We start from the raw sequence: 17,184 nt of genomic DNA, 5'->3' as shown, positions 1-17,184 counted from the left end.
AACTGAGCGCAGCCTATCCGCGACGGCTTGGCCGCGCCCCTGCGGCTTCCGGCATGGCTTGTGAAAAAAGCGACCGTGAGACGCCTGGTCGGAAAAGCCACCATGGAACCGACATTGCGCCGGGAGCCTCGCCCGTCGCGTTGACCTCTTGGGCCCGTGACGCTACGGGATCAAGGGCTATCGCTTTAGGGGAATCTCGGATGGTGCATTACGCGGACGGACGGCCGATCGGCGATCTGACCTTGCGTACGCTCGCCATGCCGGCCGATGCAAATGCGGCCGGCGACATCTTTGGCGGCTGGGTGATGGCGCAGATGGATCTTGCCTGCGGCATCCGTGCGGCCGAGCGGGCCAAGGGCCGCGTGGTGACGGCGGCGGTCAAGGAAATGTCCTTCGCCAAGGCGATGAAGATCGGCGACACGCTGTGCATCTACACCCATGTCGAGCGCGTCGGCCGCACCTCCATGACGCTCAAGGTCGAGGCCTGGGCGCAACGCTACCTCTCCGACCTGATGGAGAAGGTCACCCACGCCGATTTCGTCATGGTGGCGCTGGATAGCGACGGCAAGCCGAAGCCGATTCCAACCGAAAGTTGACATCGTCGATTCTGCCAAGCTTGCGCTTATGTAACATCCCCCGCGCGGGCGATGCGCTGCGCGACATCCAATGGTTGCCTTCACATCCGATTCTGCGGGCGGCGGAGGGAAGACAATGCGTCAACACATGCTGAACGGCTGGCTCGTGGCGGCCCTCGTCGCGGTGATCTGCCTGCTTGGCACGACCGCTTATACCGAGATCAGGAAAGAGCTTCCAAGCGTTGCCTGCACGCACGACCGGACCGTTGGCAACGAGCGGACTGCCCAGCGGTCTGCAAGGGTAGAGACGTGCGGCGCAGTGTGTTGCAGCAACCCTGCGTCAAAGGCCTGAGGGCCCGTCAGCGGAAGACCTCGTCAGCCTCAAAATGATCATGCGCCGGCGAACGAAACGCTGCAGCTATGTCGCGATGGCGCGACCAACGATGCCAGGGCGGATCCAGTTAAACCCGGGTACGCGTCGTCGACGGCAAAATCCGTAAACTATTGCTGGGCAACGGTTTTCAGGCGTGCACGCCATCGAATCTTTCACGCGCCGCCTGGACCCGCGAGGTGTTCTTCCGCGCCCATTCGCCGAGCGCGCCGACCGGCACCAGCAGCTCATGGCCGAGCTCCGTCAGCTCATAGTCGACGCGTGGCGGGATGGTCGGGAACACGGTTCGGGTGACGAAGCCGTCGCGCTCAAGACCGCGCAAGGTGGTGGTCAGCATCTTCTGCGAAATGCCGCCGACAGCGGCGCGCAACTCATTGAAACGCAGCGGTCCGCCGCCCAGCTTGCCGACGACCAGAACGGTCCATTTGTCGCCGACGCGCTGCAGGATTTCCGAGACGGCGCGGCAGTCTTCGGTGTTGTGCGGGTGCCTCAGTAACATAACGGTGCCTCCTTGCGCTGCCATTTGTCAGTATCTCATATAGCGCCGGTATCCAAACGATACCAGCTTTTTGCATATATGGAGAGCCCCATGTCCAAGCCCAAAATCGCCATCGTCGTCGGTTCGACACGCGCCGCGCGTTTCGCCGATGTGCCCGCCCAGTGGATCGCCAAGATCGCGAAATCTCATGCCGACATCGACGTCGAGACCGTCGACCTGCGCGACTGGCCGCTGCCCTTCTTCGACGAGGTCGCCTCGTCCGCCTGGGCGCCGTCGCAGAACGAAGTTGCCCAGCGCTGGCAAAAGAAGGTCGCCGAATTCGACGGCTTCATCTTCACCGCCGCCGAATACAATCATGGCCCGACGGCCGTGCTGAAGAACGCCATCGATTACGCCGCCAATGAATGGAACAAGAAGCCGGCCGGTTTCGTCGGCTATGGCAGCGTCGGCGGCTCGCGCGCTGTCGAACATTTGCGTCTTGCCGCGGTCGAATTGCAGATGGCGCCGGTCAAATCCGCCGTTCACATTGCCTGGAGCGATTTCCTGGCGGTGCGCCAGGGCGAGAAGAAGCTCGAGGAGATCGAGCATCTGAACCAGGCTGCCACGGCGCTGGTCAACGACGTTGCCTGGTGGGCCCGCGTGCTCAAGGCAGCGCGTCAGGCCGACGCGATTGCCGGCGAAGCCCAGGCGGCCTGAGCCTTATCCTCCCAAGGACCGATGATTTTTCCAAAGGGCGGCGTTTGCGCCGCCCTTTTTCATTCACGTGAAGAGGCGCTCTCGGCTCCCTTGGCCGGATGGTGGAGTCGGACCGGCAAGGTCGCGCTGATGCCTTGACGATCCCGCGCGAAGGATCGCCGCCTGTCACAGCCAACCGCCGGAAAACCCGGCCCGGCGCAGTCCTGTGGTGATGGCCGGCACGCGGCGCATCAATCGCCACAGGAAGTCGGACCGGTAGTTCTCGATCATCAGGGCGATCGGCCCCTGGTTGATGCCGACATGGTCCGGCGATACCCAACCGCAGGCGCGGCCGTCGTCGGCAGCGATCGTCGGGTTGAAGCTCGCGGTGAAGCCGTAAGGGTTGCCGTCGCGCAGGTCCATCTCGTGGAAATGGCGCAGCGCCGGCAGCACGATTTCCGGCGCAAAAGGCAAGGAGGCGATTGCCGCCCATGGCGACAGCGTGCCGTCATCGGGGCCAAACGGTGCGCCGCGGGCGAGATAACCGAAGAAGCGGCGTCCATCGGCTCGCCGCGCGATCGGACCTGGGCCGTCGCTGGCGGTGACGCCCCAGCAATTCTCGCCATAGCCCGCGAACCCCCTCGGATTGCGGATTGCGTAATCGCGCTGCAGATACGTCGCCTGGCGGCTGTTTTCGAAATAGTCCCGGTCGTGATCGCGCATGAAGGCATCGCGGATGTCGCGAAAATCGATCCAGATATGCGAGAACTGGTGGATGAAAAGCGGGCCGGCATAGACCACCTCGCGGCCGTAGATGGTCTTCCATTTGTAAGTGGACAGCCAGGCCGCGTAGCTCTCGGGAGTTAGCGAGTGGGTCGGCGAACCGAGACCCAGGACGTACAGGATCAGCGCCTCGTCAAATCCTTCCCAGCGGTAGCGGAGAAAGCCTTTTCCAGGCCGCCAGCCATGGGTGACGGTGGCGCCGCCGTTCTGCGCCCAGCGCCAGTCGGCACGGCGGTAGAGCGCATCGGCAAGCTGGCGGATTTCCAGTTCGAGCTCATCGTCCTCGTCGAAATAAGCGCCGGCGGCCAGAACACCGGCAAGCAAAAGGGCGGTATCGATCGTGGACAGTTCGCAATTCCAGACGCGGCGGCCGGTCTTCATGTCGAGGAAATGATAGTAGAAACCTTTGTAGCCGGTGGCATCGGGCTCCGGCCCGTGCGGGGCGTTCCAGAAGAAGCGAAGCGTGGCGAGCGTCCGCTCGATTGCGGCATCGCGCGTCATGAAACCGCGCTCGACACCGACGGGATAGGACGACAAAGCGAGCCCGACGGCGGCTATGCTGGCAGGCGACGCCTGCGTGTTGCGGTCGGCGACTAGGCCGTTGGCAGGGTTGGCCTCGTTGAGAAAATACTCGAAGGACAGGCGCTGGATATCTTGGAGAAGCTCGTCGTTTAGCGCGTGTTCGTTCGATGCATCCATGACAATCGATATAGAGGCTTTGGCTGCTTTTGCCATTCGTCCAGCGGATCAATCATGGGTGAGGGCAGGCTGGGGCCGATAGCGAAAGGCGCTGCCGACGCACCGAATTCAAATCGAGGGGCTGCGAAGATCGGTTGGACCGCCATATGCACGGCCCTGCCATCTGGCCTGGCCGTCCTCCCCTGATATATCCGGCTGCGATCCATCACATGAGCATGCCCCGTGAAGTTACCCAGCCCGTCAGGCGTCGTTTCCCCCATGACCCCGGTGCTGGTCTGTGCACTTGCGATCTTCCTTCTGTCCGCCATGGATGCGGCGATGAAAATCCTGGTGATCGCCGTCGGTGTCTACAACACGGTGCTGTGGCGAAGCATGCTTGCGAGCGTGGTCGCGGGCACGGCCTGGGCGGCGGGGCCGCGTTCCCTTCCCACGCCTTCCGTGCTGCGGCTACACGCGCTGCGCGCCGTGGTCGTGGGCATCGTTCTGCTGTCGTTCTTCTGGGGCCTTGCCAGATTGCCGCTGGCGGATGGGATCGGGCTTAGTTTCGTCGCGCCGCTGTTCGCTCTCCTGCTGGCGGCGCTGCTTTTGGGCGAACGCATACAGCGCCAGGCGATCTGGGCGTCGCTGGCGGGCATCGCCGGCGTCGTCATCATCATGGCCGGACAGTTCGGGCAAGGGAATTATACCGGGGATGCCCTGCTTGGCACGGTGGCGGTGCTCGCATCGACGGTGTTCTACGCCTACAATCTGATCCTCTCGCGGCGGCAGGCGCTGGTGGCCAAGCCAGTCGAGATCATGCTGTTCCAGAACCTGTGCGTTGCCGCCGTCCTTCTCCCCGCCGCTCCCTGGCTCGCGGTTGCCCTGCCGGGCAATCTCTGGCTTCCGCTGGCCGGGGTGACGGCGCTGTCGCTCTCCGGCCAGTTCCTGATGAGCTGGTCCTACGCGCGGGCCGAAGCGCAATATCTGATCCCGACGGAGTATTCTGCCTTCATCTGGGCGATCGTGTTTGGCTGGCTGTTCTTCGACGAGGCGGCGACCTGGACCACGCTGGCTGGAGCGGCCCTGATCGTGGCCAGTTGCCTGATCGCCTCGCGCTCCAATCCGAAGCTTGCCGAACCGATCGAAGCCGCGGTCTGAGCGCGCTATTCGCTTTGACGGCAGAGCGTCAACGCACCACTTCGCGATGGCCGCTGGGCAGCCGGGTGGCGATCAGCTTGTCGATGCGGCGGCCGTCGAGGTCGACGACCTCGAAACGCCAGCCTTGCGCGTCGACGCATTCGCCGGTCGCCGGCAGATGGTGCATGTGCGACAGCACATAACCGGCGACGGTCTCGTAATCCCGATTTTCCGGCAGGTCGATACCGAGAACGTCAGCCATCTCGTCGGCTTGCATGTATCCCGCGAGCAGCCATGAGCCGTCCTCGCGCTTGACGGCGTTTTCCTCGTCGCCGGCGTCGGTATCGGCCCGGAAGACGCCGGTGATGGCCTCGAGAATGTCGGCAGGTGTGACGATCCCTTCGAAATGGCCGTATTCGTCATGCACCAGCGCCATCGGCACGTCGGATTCCTTCAGCTTCTGCAGCACATCCAGCGCGTCGGCCTGGTCGTAGACGATGGGGGCGGCGCGCACATGCTTGCGCGGATCGAGTGCGCGGCCGGCGAGCAGGGCGGCCAGCACGTCGCGCGTCTGAACAACGCCAACCATGACGTCGACCCCGCCATCGCCGGCCGGGAGGCGCGAATGCTGGGTCTCCATCAAGAGCTTGCGGATGGCGCCCTCATCGGACTGCAAATTGATCCAGTCGACCTCGGTGCGCGGCGTCATCACGGCGCGCACGGCGCGATCGCCGAGCCGCATGACGCCGGCGATCATGCGCCGCTCGTCGGATTCGATGGTGCCGTGATGCTCGGCCTCGGCGACCAGCATCTTGATCTCTTCGTCGGTGACCTTCTCCTCGCTCTCGCCGCGCTGGCCAAGCAGCCACAATATGGCGCGGCCGGAAATGTCGAGCAGGAACACCAGCGGCGCGGAGACGGTGGCTAGGATGGTCATTGCAGGCGCCGCGCGGGCGGCAACGCGCTCGGGATCGCGCAGCGCGATCTGCTTGGGCACCAGCTCGCCGACGATCAGCGAGAAATAGGTGATGATGGCGACGACGATCCCGACGCCGAGCGGGTCGGCGATGTTTTCGCGCATGCCGGTCGAGGCCAGGTACACCGAAAGCCTGTCGCCCAGCGTGGCGCCGGAGAAGGCGCCCGACAGCACGCCGACCAGAGTGATGCCGATCTGCACCGACGACAGGAATTTGCCGGGATTGGAGCCGAGCGTCAGCGCACGCCCGGCGCCATTGACGCCGCGGTCGATCATCGCCTTGAGCCGCGCCGGGCGCGACGACACGATGGCGAGCTCGGACATCGACAGAAGGCCGTTCACACAGATGAGGACGACCACGGTGGCGATTTCGACGTATAGCATCAGGGCTCAATAGCATTGCGGCGGGCCGCAGGAAAATAGTCCGCGATGATTTTTGGAAAATGACAGTGGTTCAGGGGAATTGCCTGAGCACCCCGACAACAGCCTTGCCGTCGGTGAAATAGGGATCGCCGCCGCCGTTGCGTCCGGTCCTGGTGGCGCCGATGCCCGGGATGTCGCTCGCCGAGGTCACCATGCCGGCCGCCGACAGGTCGTGGATCACGAGATCGCGCTCGGCGTCGATGTCAGGGGCGATATGGTGGGTGATGGCGCCGGTATCGCGGCTGAGACCAACGCCGCGGTCGAAGCTGGCCGAGCCCATCCAGAGCGTTCGGCCGTCGTCGCCGGTCGCATCGCTGCGCCAGAAGCGGACATGATGGCGCCGGTCGGCGCTCCCGCCGACCGGCTTTTCGAAGGCGAGATCCTGGGCGCGGCCTTCGAACAGCAGCCGGCTGACCGGGGCGTCAGGATAGGGATGGTCGAACAGCACGCTCTCACCGATTTCGATCGCGGTCTTTAGCGTCACGCCATCGGCCGTATCCCATCCGGTCATGGCGAAGGCATGGACCATCTCTTTTTCGGTACCGACAAGGCCGATATTGATCGGGTCGCCCGGAATGCCTTGCGGCGTGTGTGTCACCATCTCGAAAGTCTGCGTACGAAAGCCGCGGTCGCGAACCGTCCAGAATTCCGGCGCAGCGACATAGGCGAGGGCCAGCCAGACCGCCAGAAGAGCGGCGAGCCAGGTCAATGCGCGTCGTTGCAGGCTTCGTCGGCTCATGAAAGCGGCTCGATCCGTGCGGTATCTGTGCCTGACGGACCCTGGAAATCAATGGCCAGCGGCGAGCAGCCGTTCTATCGTCGGCCATCGTTTTTGCGGGGGGTGAGCAGGAATGGATAAGAAGCCGGTGGGTCGCAGCTCGATGGCATTGACCGCGGACCTTGTCGCAAGGGTCGAGCGTGTCGAACCGGATCCGGGTCCCGAGCCCGGAACAACCGAGCATACAGACGCGGAGTTCGATAGTCTTGTCGAGCAACTTCTGTCGGAGCATCGGCCTGAAGCGCTATGGGTCTTTGCCTACGGGTCGCTGATCTGGAACCCCGAATTTGCCCATGTCGAGCAGCGCCCGGCCACGGCGCCAGGATGGCACCGCTCGTTCTGCCTGACGCTGACCCGTTGGCGCGGAACCCGTGATTTGCCGGCGCTGATGCTGGCGCTCGATCGAGGCGGCAGCTGCAACGGCATCGTCTATCGGCTGCCCGCGGAAGACCATGTCGGGCAACTTGGACAGTTGATGCGCCGCGAGATCGATGCCAATCCGCCGACTAACGTGCCATGCTGGATCAAGGTCAAGACCAAGGATGGGCCGTTGCGGGCCTTGGCTTTCGTCGCCGCGCCAGACGGCAGGGCCTATGCCGGCCGGCTGCCATTGGAGCAGGTTGCCGACACGCTGGCGCGGGCTGCCGGGCATTGGGGCTCGTCGGCTCAATACCTGTTCCGAACCGTCAGCAAGTTGGAAGAGAGCGGTATCCGCGACAGGAACCTTTGGCGCATCCAGGATCTGGTGGCCCAGCAAATCATCGCTTCCACCAGGAACGCCAATCCCGACTGATTTCTGAACGGTGAAACGCCTTAGCGGCAGGCGCGGTAGCCGCTTTTGCGGTTCTTGATGTCGAAATGGAAATGGTTGCGGTGATCGTAATTGTAGCCGGGACCGAGCACGGTGGTGAAATACTGGCAGCCGTCGGCACGCACATTGTTGAGGAAGCCGCGGGTGCGGAAGGCAAACAGGCCGGGCTTGCGCACGTCGATGTCGTCGCCGTTGTTGAGCTCGATGCTCATGACGTCGAGGGCGTTGCCCTTGCCGTGCTCGGACAGGACACCTTCGCCGGCGATGTTGCGGCAGGAATAGCTTGAGCCCTGGTGGATGGTCTTGACGCCCGAGAAATAGCGCCAGCGGGCGGAGGGAACCAGTTCGTTGCTGGTCCAGGCGGCGAAACTTGCGGCCATGTCGCAGGTCAATGTCGCGGCGGGCTTCATCTGGATGCCGCCGATGGCGGAGACCTTGACCGGCCAGTCTATGCCGCACTGTCCCTCATGGATCGGCTGCACATCGGTGTAGACGACGCGAAGGCGCTTCAGTTCGCCACGGCAATCGGTTTCGCTGGCCGGCATCTGCTGCGGCTCCGACTCCGACATCGGCTCGTCCATGTGCGGATAGGCGGCAGTCATATAGGGATTGGACGGGACGAGCTTCTGCATGCCTTCATATTGCGGCACGGCCGCGGTCTGCGAGCCGACATCGACGGCCGGCTGCAGCGACAGCACGCTGCCAGTGTTGCAAGCCGAAACGGCGGCCAGCGCAAGACCGGTGGCCAGTATCGCTGCGCTTTTTGCCTTCGCGGCGCGAAATATTGCGGCCATGGGCGGGATCCTGTCCTTGATCGGTGGGATTTTAACGATCAAGGGTAAAGGAAAACTCAGCGTTCCCGTTCATGCCTGCGGCCGAAATGCGGCAGCCATACCATCACCGGCATGACGATCACTGGAGGGCCATTACTGGCAGAAAGTGCCACCATTCCGGCGCGGTTCGAGATCGAGATGGAAATGCAGGGAATGGTCCGGGTCCGCGCCCGGTCCAAGCACGGTCTTGAACGGTCCGCAGGCGGCCTTGCGCACCGCATTGAGGAATTTGCCGTCCTTCTCGGGCGGCGTTGGACCGACTTCGATCTTTCTGCCATCCGACAACGTGAAGCTGGCAATATCGAGCGCGTTGCCGAAGGCATGTTCCGACAGATGGCGCGTGCCGTTGCGCGGCCGGCAAACAAAGGCCGATGCCTGGTTGATCGATTTCAGGTCGGCTCCGAACTCGGCTTTCGCCGCCGGCTGTATGATTTCGGCGGCAAAGCGGGCTGCCGCCTCGGCCATCGGGCAGTTGAGTTCGGTCGTGGGTCCGATGGCGATGGATTTTCCGAGCGACTTCAGCACCAGGGGATAGGGGATCGAGCAGCCGATGTCGGGATTGCTTTCCGCCTTATGCTCCTCGAATTCGACACCAAGGGCCGTCAGCCGCTCGCGACAGGCGACTTCCGCCGCCGGCATTTTTGCATCGGGCAAATCGGCCGAGCGCGCATCGGGCAGCATCTTCTTGTCGCCGGCATCGGGTTTTTCAGGTGGTTGCGGGGCAACGGCCGGCGGCTGAGCTTCAGGTTCCGAAGTGTCTGGCTTTTGTGTCGGAATCGGCACCGCGGCCGGCGGCTCGGGCTCGCTTTGCCTATCGGTCGACGGCTTCGGGGCTGACGGTCCGGGCCGCGCCTGCTTTTTAAAACGGGACTTTTCTTCGTTGAATCGATCGGACGCGCCAAGGGTGTTCGGACCTTCGGCCTTTTGCTTTTCGATCGGTGCCGCGCCGGTCTTCGGCGCCTCTGAAGGACGCGCCTCGGGCAGCGGGACAACGCGCGAGGGCTGCACCGGAACATCGGCGGGCGAGGGCTTTTTATCCGGGGTCTTTTGTTCCACCTGCTTTGGCGTGATGTGCCGCTTTGGACTGGGCTTCTGGCGGTGCTTGCTGCGCGGCTTAGGATGCGAGTCGACCCGCGGTGAAAACAGCTGCTCCAACCGCTGTGACAGCGGCGTGTAATGCTTCTTGCGCTGTTTGGCGTCGGCTTGCGTCAGCAGGGGCGTCAGCAGCAGAGCCGTGACGACCATGACCAGTGCAACCCTGCATGTTCGGGAAAGTACAGGCGACCCCATCGTCCTCAACGGCGCGAGCGCCCGGAGGTTGCCTGCGGCCCATCACGAACGGTAACCACGCCGTTACGCGCCAATCGCTTCCAGCCCTTCTTCCAGCCAGTCGGCCAAAAGCGGCATGCCGAGCAGGTATTTCGCCGTGCGCTTGTTGGCGCGGTCGCGCGCGGCGGCAACCGCATCGGACCATTCCGCAGCGTCATAGTCGCCGCGGCCGACCCAGGCCAGCGCGATCAACTCGGCCGCTTCGTCAACGTTGAGGTCGTTGATCAACTCGCGCAGCTCTTCCTCGGTGAGGTCTTCCGCGCTTTCCTCCGCCAGACCGTCATGGTGGTGATTGGCATGTGATTCACCATCGAGCTCGACCTCATGCTCGGCACCGTCGGCATAGTCTTCGTTGACGGCAGCACTCAGTCCCTTTGCCTTGAGAATGAACAGGCGCACGGTGTCCGGGCCGATCGATAGCTCCCATTCCCGCTCACGGCGCTGTTGCACTCTCGGGCACCCCCGCTGATCATTTCCCGAATGATAGCGGATTTGCAGCGCGCGTCACGTCATGTTCTGATCCCTGGCTCCCGCCTTTGACCGAATTCAGGTTAGGCACGGCCGCACAAATAGTTTCGGCGGCTGCGGGTTTCCGGGATGAAAAGTCTGCATCCCGGCGTTAGCTTTTCATTATCGTCATTTTCCCTCAAGATCGTCATTATCCCTCAAGGAGGCTTCGATGCATAAAAGAGTGTTGATCCAGGCGGCTGCGGCGCTTGTGGCGCTGCAGTTCTTTGCGGTTCCGGTGTTTGCGGCCGGCGGCGGTGGCGGTGGTACCGAGACCACCACCCAGTGCAAGAAGGGGCAGGTCTGGGACAAGAAAAAGCAGAAATGCGTCGCGCCGAAGTACGGCATGCTGGACGACGACAACATCTACGATGCTGGTCACGACCTGGCCATGGCCGGGCGTTATGATGAGGCGATTGCCGTGCTCAGCCTTGCCGCCAACAAGCAGGATCCGCGCATCCTCAACTATCTCGGCTATTCGCATCGCCATTCCGGCCGTGTCACCGTCGGCCTCGGCTATTACGAGGAAGCGCTGCGCATCAACCCGGATTACACGCTGGTGCGCGAATATCTCGGCGAGGCCCATCTGCAGATCGGCGACCTGGCCGGCGCCCAGGAGCAGCTGGCCGAGATCGAGAAGCGGACCGGCAAAGGTTCCCGCGAATACGGCATGCTGGCCGAACAGATCTACCATTTCATGAGAAGCTGACCCCACCCCAACGGCTTCTCTGGGCCGGCTGCGAGCAATCGCAGTCGGTTTTTTGTTGTCGCCACTGCAACACGCTGCACGTGCCGTAACGACAATTGGACAATCGGCTCATGATTTTTCAAAAAGCCTGCTTTTTCAGCGTGAAAAACGCGCGAGGATCGCTATATTGGGGAAAATTGCGGTGAAACGGTTCCGTTAGCCCGAGGCTGCCGGACCCGTTTTCTTTTTATACCCATCGACAAGGCTTTCCCCGAAATGCGGGGGTGGCGGCAGGAAAGGTCAGGCATCATGAACAAGGTCCCGATGACAGGCGAGGGGTTCGCGTCATTGAAGGAAGAACTGCGCTGGCGCCAGCAGCAAGAGCGGCCGCGTATCATCGAGGCGATCTCCGAAGCGCGCTCGCATGGCGACCTGTCCGAAAATGCCGAATATCATGCCGCCAAAGAGGCGCAGAGCCTCAATGAGGGCCGTGTCAACGAACTGGAAGACTATATTGCTCGGGCCGAGGTGATCGACGTCACCAAGCTTAGCGGCGACAAGGTCAAGTTCGGCGCCACGGTGGTGCTGGTCGACGAGGACACCGAGGAAAAGAAGACCTACCAGATTGTCGGCGACCAGGAAGCGGATGTGAAATCGGGCCGTATTTCGATCTCCTCGCCGATCGCGCGCGCGCTGATCGGCAAGGAAGTCGGCGACGCCATCGAGGTCAACGCCCCCGGCGGCGCCAGGGGTTATGAGATCGTCCAGGTGCAATTTATCTAGCACCTCAGAATTGCTGGAAGGTCCTATGCCGAAGCTTGGAGCTTAAGGGCTAATAGCTTTTCTGCTTCCGGCACCACCTGTGCCGGCATGAGGCGCTCCCCCGCTGCGGCCAGCAACGTTGAGGCATATTGCCCGCGCGGGCCGGTCAAACCCGGCTCGGTCGCCAGGAACACCGCGACCGTCGGCAGGCCGAAGGCGCTGGCGAGGTGGGTCAGACCGGTGTCGGCGCCGATAACCAGCGTCGAGCGGCCAAGGATCGCGGCAATGTCTGCCAGCGGCGATCTCGGCACCACGATCGTTGACGGCACGGCTTTCGAGATCGCCTTGGCCACCGCCTTCTCACGCTCGTTCGACCAGGTGGTGACCGGCGTCATTCCGCTACCAACCAGCAGGCGAGCCGTTTCGATCCAGTCTTCGGCGGGCCATTTCTTGTCCTCGCGGCTGGTGCCGTGCAGCAGGAAGGCCGTCTTGCCGTCAATGCCGGCCAGGCCGCCGGGAGGCGGCACAATCCCGGATGCGAGCGCCGAAAGATCGGGCTCGTAGCCGAGCGCCAGCCCGAACAGCCGGCGCGTGCGTTCGATGGCGTGCAGGTTGCGCGGCACGGCGTATTTGCGCTGGTAAAACAACGTTGCCGAGGGCTCCCGCGCGCTTGCGCGGTCGAAACCTGCGATTGGTGCCGCTGCCTGTTTCGCAACCAGGGCCGATTTCAGCAGCCCCTGCGCATCGATGACGAGGTCGTACTCGCCTGCTTGCAGAGCGCGGCGCAAGCTTGTCGCCTCCCGCCATGTGCCGGCGTTGAACAGATGCTTGCGCCAGCGCCGGATGGCGACGGTATGGATCTTTGCTATCGCCGGATGCAGCGCGACGATGCCGGCAAAGGCCTCTTCGACGCACCAGTCGAAGGCGATATCGGGGCGCTTGCGGCGTGCATCTTCGACGGCGGGGAAGGTGTGGGTGACGTCGCCCATCGAGGAGGTCTTGACGATCAACACCTTCATGCGGCGGCCGGGAGTTCCAGCAACCTGTCCGCCGCCGCTGCCACTCGGGCAACGTCCAGCGTCTTCAGGCAGTTGAGGTGGCCGAGCGGACAGACCTTCCGGTGGCAGGGCGAACAGGACAGATGCAACCAGATCAGTTCGCGCTGTTCAGCCAACGGCGGCGTGTTTTCCGGCGAGGTCGAACCGTAGACGGCAACGACCGGCGTGCCGACGGCGGCCGCGACATGCATCAGCCCGCTGTCGTTGGACACCGCCAGCCTGGCCGCGGCGATCAGGTCGATGGCGTCCTCCAGCCGTGTCTTTCCTGCCAGATCGACGACACCGGGCGCGAGTGCTGCGATCTCGGCGGTGACGTCGCGATCGTTCCTCGAGCCGAACAACGCGACCTTGAATCCTTTCGCCATCATCTCTCCGGCGAGGCCGGCATAGCTTTCGCTAGGCCAGCGTTTGGCCGGACCGAATTCGGCGCCGGGCATCATGGCGACGAATTTTCCCGGCTGCACTGCGAAGCGAGCGAGCAGATCTTTCTGATTGCCGGCGTCGACGGTGAGCCGCGGCGGCCGGAAATGTCCGCCTTGGGCGAGGCCAAAATAGGCCTGCGCGGTGCGCCGTTTGACGGCATCGGGCAGCGGCACGATGTCGGTCAGCAGGCCGTAGCGCATTTCCCGGAGATTGCCGAAGCGGCGGGGGATGCGGGCAAAGAACGGGATCAGCGCCGATTTCCAGCTGCCCGGCAGGACGTAGGCCATGTCGTAGCGGCCGCGCAGCAGGCGGCCGAAGCGGCGGCGAATGGTGAATTCGAGCGCGCCCGGTTGCAGCGGGAAATCGATCTGCTGGCGAATCTCGGGCATGCGCTTGACCAGCGGGGCCGCCCAGGCCGGGGCCAGCACGTCGATGGCGGCGTTGGGATGGACGTCCTTCAGCGCTGAAAACAGGCACTGCGCCATGACCATATCGCCCACCCAGCGTGGGCCGATCACGAGGATCGTTGGGCTTTCAGCCATTCGACATAGTCTCTGACGCCGGTTTCCACGCTGCGGAATTGCCCATTATAGCCGGCTGCGCGCAAGCGGGACATATCAGCTTGGGTAAAACTCTGGTAGCTGCCCTTGAGGTGATCGGGGAATTCGATGAACTCGATCTCGCCCTGGCCCAGCGTATCGATCACGGTCTCGGCAATGGCGCGGAACGGCTGGGCGCGGCCGGTGCCGCAGTTGAAGATGCCGCTCGAGCCGCGCTTCCACAGCCACAGATTGACGTCGGCGACATCGCCGACGTGAATGAAGTCGCGGCTTTGTTCGCCGGGGCCGAAGCCGTCATGGGCGCCGAACAGCTTTGGGTTTTCGCCGCGCCCGACCTGATTGAACAGATGGAAGGCGACCGAGGCCATGGCGCCCTTGTGCGCCTCGCGCGGGCCATAGACGTTGAAGTAGCGCAGGCCCGCGACCTGCGAATGATCGGTGTCGAACACGGTGCGCCTGACATAGTCGTCGAATAGTTTCTTCGAATAGGCGTAGACGTTGAGCGGCCGCTCAAGTGCGGGATCCTCGCGAAACTCCGAACCGCCGCCGTAGACGGAAGCCGAGGAGGCATAGAGGAACGGTATGCGCAGCGAAAGACAGCCATGCAGCAAGCGCTTTGAGAAGGCGTAGTTCACGTCCATCATGAACTTGCCGTTCCATTCCGTGGTGGTCGAGCAGGCGCCCTGGTGGAAGACGGCCTCGACGCGGCCTAGGTCGCCGGCTTCCAAGGTGGCCAAGAATTCGTCCTTGTCGAGATAGTCGGCTATCTGCAAATCGGCCAGGTTGGCGATCTTGTGGCCGTCGGTGAGGTCGTCGACGACGAGGATGTCATCATGGCCTTCGGCATTGAGTGCGGCGACGATGTTGGAGCCGATCATGCCGGCCCCGCCCGTGACGATGATCATGAAGGCCTCTGGTTGCTTGCGATTCCGGTCCTTATAAGGGAGGCCAAGCGTACTGTCGATGAAGCACCACGACGCCACAGTGAGACCGCGAAGCGGCCCGCTTTATTCGAGGCCCGCAAGCTAGGGGACAAAAAATGCCGTCGACCGAACTGCTCATTGCGTTTTTCGCCACCACGGCGATCTTTGCCTATATTCCAGGACCGGCGATGCTCTATGCCGCCGCGCAGACCATGGCGCGCGGGCGCTGGTCGGGGCTGACGGCGGCACTTGGCATCCATCTTGGCGGTTATTTCCATGTCTTTGCGGCTGCCGCCGGGCTGTCGGTGCTCTTCCATGCGGTGCCGCCGCTCTACATGGCGGTCAAGCTCATCGGCGCGCTCTATCTGATCTGGCTTGGCGTGTCCTTGTTCCGCAAGCGCGGGGACGGTGACACGGCGCTGCCGGCGATCGAGCGCAAATCGGCGCGCCGGGCATTTTTCGAGAGCATCACCGTCGAAGTGCTCAATCCGAAGACGGCGATCTTCTTCATGGCGTTCCTGCCACAGTTCATCGATGCCTCGGCGGGTTTCCCGGTGTGGCTGCAATTCGTCGTGCTGGGCACCATCGTCAATTTAATGTTCTCTTCGGCAGATATTGTCTGCGTGTTGCTGGCAGGCATGGTGATCGCCCGGCTGAAGCGCTCCAGCCGTGCGCAGCGCATCATGCAGAGGGCGGGCGGGGCGGTGCTGGTCGGACTGGGCGTCCACGTCGCGTTGCAGAAGAGCTGACGGCCGCCCTGACGTTGCGCTGCCCGGATTTGCGGTATATCGGCTTCGCCATGAACGATCCGGCCCGTAAATTGACAATTTTCAGCGTGATTGAGGTCGGCCTTTCCCTCGCATTGCCAGTGACATGATCAAGCACAATCCGCCTTCGCCCGAACCTTTGCACCGCGCCATTGCCCGCTTTGGCGACGTTGCCGTGCTGGTGGTCGGCGACTTCATCCTCGACCGTTTCGTCAACGGCGTCATCGAGCGCATCTCGCCGGAAGCGCCGATCCCGGTGCTGCACGGGCGCGGCGAGACCTCGACGATGGGCGGCGCAGGCAACGTTGTCGCCAACATCGTCTCGCTGGGTGCCAGCGCTATTCCCATATCGGTGATCGGCACCGATGTGGCCGGCGACAATCTGGTGCGCATGCTGCGCGAACTCGGCGCCGATACGGCTGATATGGCGCAGGAGCGCGGTCGCATGACGTCGTCGAAGAGCCGCTTCAGCGCGCTCAATCAGCAGGTGCTGCGCTTCGATGAGGAAGAGATCAAGCCGCTCGACGACAAGGAACGGGCGGACCTGGTCCGGCATTTTCGCGCCGCACTCACGCGCGCCGACATCGTCATTCTGTCCGACTATGGCAAGGGCATCTTGCTCGACGGCGTCGCCGCCGACCTGATCGCCATCTGCCGCGAGGCGGGAAAACCGGTGCTGGTCGATCCCAAGGGCCGCGACTATGCGCGCTATGCCGGCGCGACCGCCATCACGCCCAACCGCAAGGAGCTTGGCGAAGCTGTCGGTCGCCCGGTTTTCGCCGACGACGAGATCGTCGCGGCGGCACGCCAGCTGATTTCGGCACATGGCTTCGACTTCGTCGTCGCCACCCGCAGCGAAAAGGGCATGAGCGTCGTCGGCGCGGATGAGGCGCGCCACATCGCCACCCAGGCGCGCGAAGTGTTCGACGTTTCGGGCGCCGGCGATACGGTAATCGCGAGCTTCGCGCTGGCTCTGGCCGCGGGCGCCGACCGCGTCATGGCCGCCTCCATCGCCAATGCCGCCGGCGGTGTGGTGGTGGGCAAACGCGGCACCGCGCGGCTGACCGTGGAGGAACTCACCGGCGCGCTGTTCCGCTCGCACGGCCCCACCGCCCATAAGGACGCCATCCTCGATGCCGCATCGGCCGCGCGCATGGTGGCGGCGTGGAAGGACGAGGGCCTGAGCGTCGGCTTCACCAATGGCTGCTTCGATATATTGCATGCCGGCCATGTCAGTCTTCTCCACGCGGCGCGCAGCCAGTGCGACCGGCTGGTGCTCGGCCTCAACAGCGATGCCTCGGTGCGTCGGCTGAAAGGCGCAGGGCGCCCGGTCAACGATCAGCATGATCGTGCCTGCGTGCTCGCCGCCCTGGCCTCGGTCGATGCGGTCGTGGTGTTCGAAGAGGATACGCCGCTGGCGCTGATCGAGGCGCTTCTGCCCGACATTCTGGTCAAGGGCGCCGACTACACGGTCGAAACCGTTGTCGGCGCCGATGTGGTGCAGAAGGCGGGCGGGCGCGTCGTCCTGGTCGACCTTGTCGCCGGCAAGAGCACCACCGGCACGATCGGCAAATTGCGCGCCGGCGGCGGTACCAACTGAGGGATTTC

General features: G+C 63.4%; 18 protein-coding genes. 8 read left to right on the top strand and 10 right to left on the bottom strand.

Annotated elements, in window-relative coordinates; all coding sequences use genetic code 11:
- The first annotated feature begins 200 nt into the window (after nt 1-200).
- A complete protein-coding gene (locus NKJ80_RS10935; RefSeq protein WP_023671995.1) occupies nt 201-596 on the top strand; it encodes an acyl-CoA thioesterase in 396 nt (131 codons plus the stop codon).
- Nucleotides 597-1,096: 500 nt separating this feature from the next.
- On the opposite strand, the gene NKJ80_RS10930 is transcribed toward NKJ80_RS10935, so the two are convergent.
- Nucleotides 1,097-1,465: a winged helix-turn-helix transcriptional regulator gene (locus NKJ80_RS10930; RefSeq protein WP_023683744.1), complete on the bottom strand. Its 369-nt coding sequence runs from the start codon at nt 1,463-1,465 to the stop codon at nt 1,097-1,099.
- Between the two features lie 90 nt (nt 1,466-1,555).
- Between NKJ80_RS10930 and NKJ80_RS10925 the strand changes: the two genes are divergently transcribed.
- Entirely contained in the window at nt 1,556-2,161 is a 606-nt protein-coding gene (locus tag NKJ80_RS10925) for an NADPH-dependent FMN reductase (RefSeq protein ID WP_023671992.1), read from the top strand.
- Nucleotides 2,162-2,326: 165 nt separating this feature from the next.
- Here NKJ80_RS10925 and NKJ80_RS10920 read toward each other — a convergent pair whose 3' ends face one another.
- Nucleotides 2,327-3,622: a glucoamylase family protein gene (locus NKJ80_RS10920; protein ID WP_023733329.1), complete on the bottom strand. Its 1,296-nt coding sequence runs from the start codon at nt 3,620-3,622 to the stop codon at nt 2,327-2,329.
- 258 nt (nt 3,623-3,880) lie between these two features.
- Between NKJ80_RS10920 and NKJ80_RS10915 the strand changes: the two genes are divergently transcribed.
- A complete protein-coding gene (locus tag NKJ80_RS10915; RefSeq protein WP_050588054.1) occupies nt 3,881-4,759 on the top strand; it encodes a DMT family transporter in 879 nt (292 codons plus the stop codon).
- Between the two features lie 28 nt (nt 4,760-4,787).
- On the opposite strand, the gene NKJ80_RS10910 is transcribed toward NKJ80_RS10915, so the two are convergent.
- Nucleotides 4,788-6,098, bottom strand: a complete 1,311-nt coding sequence (locus NKJ80_RS10910; RefSeq protein ID WP_023683747.1) for a hemolysin family protein — start codon at nt 6,096-6,098, stop codon at nt 4,788-4,790.
- A 70-nt stretch (nt 6,099-6,168) separates the two neighbouring features.
- Nucleotides 6,169-6,876 (bottom strand): LssY C-terminal domain-containing protein, encoded by a 708-nt coding sequence (locus tag NKJ80_RS10905; RefSeq protein WP_023711169.1) that lies wholly within the window; start codon nt 6,874-6,876, stop codon nt 6,169-6,171.
- 112 nt (nt 6,877-6,988) lie between these two features.
- On the opposite strand from NKJ80_RS10905, the gene NKJ80_RS10900 reads away from it, so the two are divergent.
- Complete coding sequence (locus NKJ80_RS10900) at nt 6,989-7,708, top strand: gamma-glutamylcyclotransferase (protein WP_023705875.1); 720 nt, start codon at nt 6,989-6,991, stop codon at nt 7,706-7,708.
- 20 nt (nt 7,709-7,728) lie between these two features.
- Here NKJ80_RS10900 and NKJ80_RS10895 read toward each other — a convergent pair whose 3' ends face one another.
- From NKJ80_RS10895 to NKJ80_RS10885, 3 genes are all read right to left on the bottom strand, one after another.
- The gene (locus NKJ80_RS10895) at nt 7,729-8,520 is read right to left on the bottom strand and encodes an extensin-like domain-containing protein (RefSeq protein ID WP_023701608.1); all 792 of its coding nucleotides are present in this window, start codon (nt 8,518-8,520) and stop codon (nt 7,729-7,731) included.
- A 132-nt stretch (nt 8,521-8,652) separates the two neighbouring features.
- On the bottom strand, nt 8,653-9,714 hold the full coding sequence (locus NKJ80_RS10890; RefSeq protein WP_023711170.1) for an extensin-like domain-containing protein: 1,062 nt from the start codon (nt 9,712-9,714) through the stop codon (nt 8,653-8,655).
- A gap of 198 nt (nt 9,715-9,912) precedes the next feature.
- Nucleotides 9,913-10,338, bottom strand: a complete 426-nt coding sequence (locus NKJ80_RS10885; protein ID WP_023683751.1) for a DUF3775 domain-containing protein — start codon at nt 10,336-10,338, stop codon at nt 9,913-9,915.
- 229 nt (nt 10,339-10,567) lie between these two features.
- On the opposite strand from NKJ80_RS10885, the gene NKJ80_RS10880 reads away from it, so the two are divergent.
- Nucleotides 10,568-11,104, top strand: coding sequence for a tetratricopeptide repeat protein (locus NKJ80_RS10880; protein WP_023695764.1), 537 nt, complete (start codon nt 10,568-10,570; stop codon nt 11,102-11,104).
- Nucleotides 11,105-11,392: 288 nt separating this feature from the next.
- Nucleotides 11,393-11,866, top strand: coding sequence for a transcription elongation factor GreA (gene greA, locus NKJ80_RS10875; RefSeq protein WP_023683753.1), 474 nt, complete (start codon nt 11,393-11,395; stop codon nt 11,864-11,866).
- 23 nt (nt 11,867-11,889) lie between these two features.
- On the opposite strand, the gene waaC is transcribed toward greA, so the two are convergent.
- The 3 genes from waaC to rfaD are packed head-to-tail and all read right to left on the bottom strand — an operon-like array spanning nt 11,890 to nt 14,791.
- On the bottom strand, nt 11,890-12,864 hold the full coding sequence (gene waaC / locus NKJ80_RS10870) for a lipopolysaccharide heptosyltransferase I (protein ID WP_352497559.1): 975 nt from the start codon (nt 12,862-12,864) through the stop codon (nt 11,890-11,892).
- On the bottom strand, nt 12,861-13,868 hold the full coding sequence (waaF, locus tag NKJ80_RS10865) for a lipopolysaccharide heptosyltransferase II (protein WP_352497558.1): 1,008 nt from the start codon (nt 13,866-13,868) through the stop codon (nt 12,861-12,863). Before waaF ends, waaC begins: the two co-directional genes overlap by 4 nt.
- A complete protein-coding gene (gene rfaD / locus NKJ80_RS10860) occupies nt 13,841-14,791 on the bottom strand; it encodes an ADP-glyceromanno-heptose 6-epimerase (protein ID WP_023683756.1) in 951 nt (316 codons plus the stop codon). Before rfaD ends, waaF begins: the two co-directional genes overlap by 28 nt.
- A 134-nt stretch (nt 14,792-14,925) precedes the next feature.
- Here rfaD and NKJ80_RS10855 point away from each other — a divergent pair, with 134 nt between their 5' ends.
- Nucleotides 14,926-15,558, top strand: coding sequence for a LysE family translocator (locus tag NKJ80_RS10855; protein ID WP_023671977.1), 633 nt, complete (start codon nt 14,926-14,928; stop codon nt 15,556-15,558).
- Nucleotides 15,559-15,682: 124 nt separating this feature from the next.
- Nucleotides 15,683-17,176 carry a D-glycero-beta-D-manno-heptose-7-phosphate kinase gene (gene rfaE1 / locus NKJ80_RS10850; RefSeq protein ID WP_023671976.1) on the top strand — a complete coding sequence of 498 codons (1,494 nt, stop codon included), beginning with the start codon at nt 15,683-15,685 and terminating at the stop codon, nt 17,174-17,176.
- Nucleotides 17,177-17,184 lie beyond the last annotated feature (8 nt).

This window comes from Mesorhizobium sp. M0030, assembly GCF_040323695.1.
Classification (GTDB): Bacteria; Pseudomonadota; Alphaproteobacteria; order Rhizobiales; family Rhizobiaceae; genus Mesorhizobium.
The sequence above is the reverse complement of the archived record's forward strand: the minus strand, read 5'-3'. Positions and strand labels throughout refer to the sequence as shown.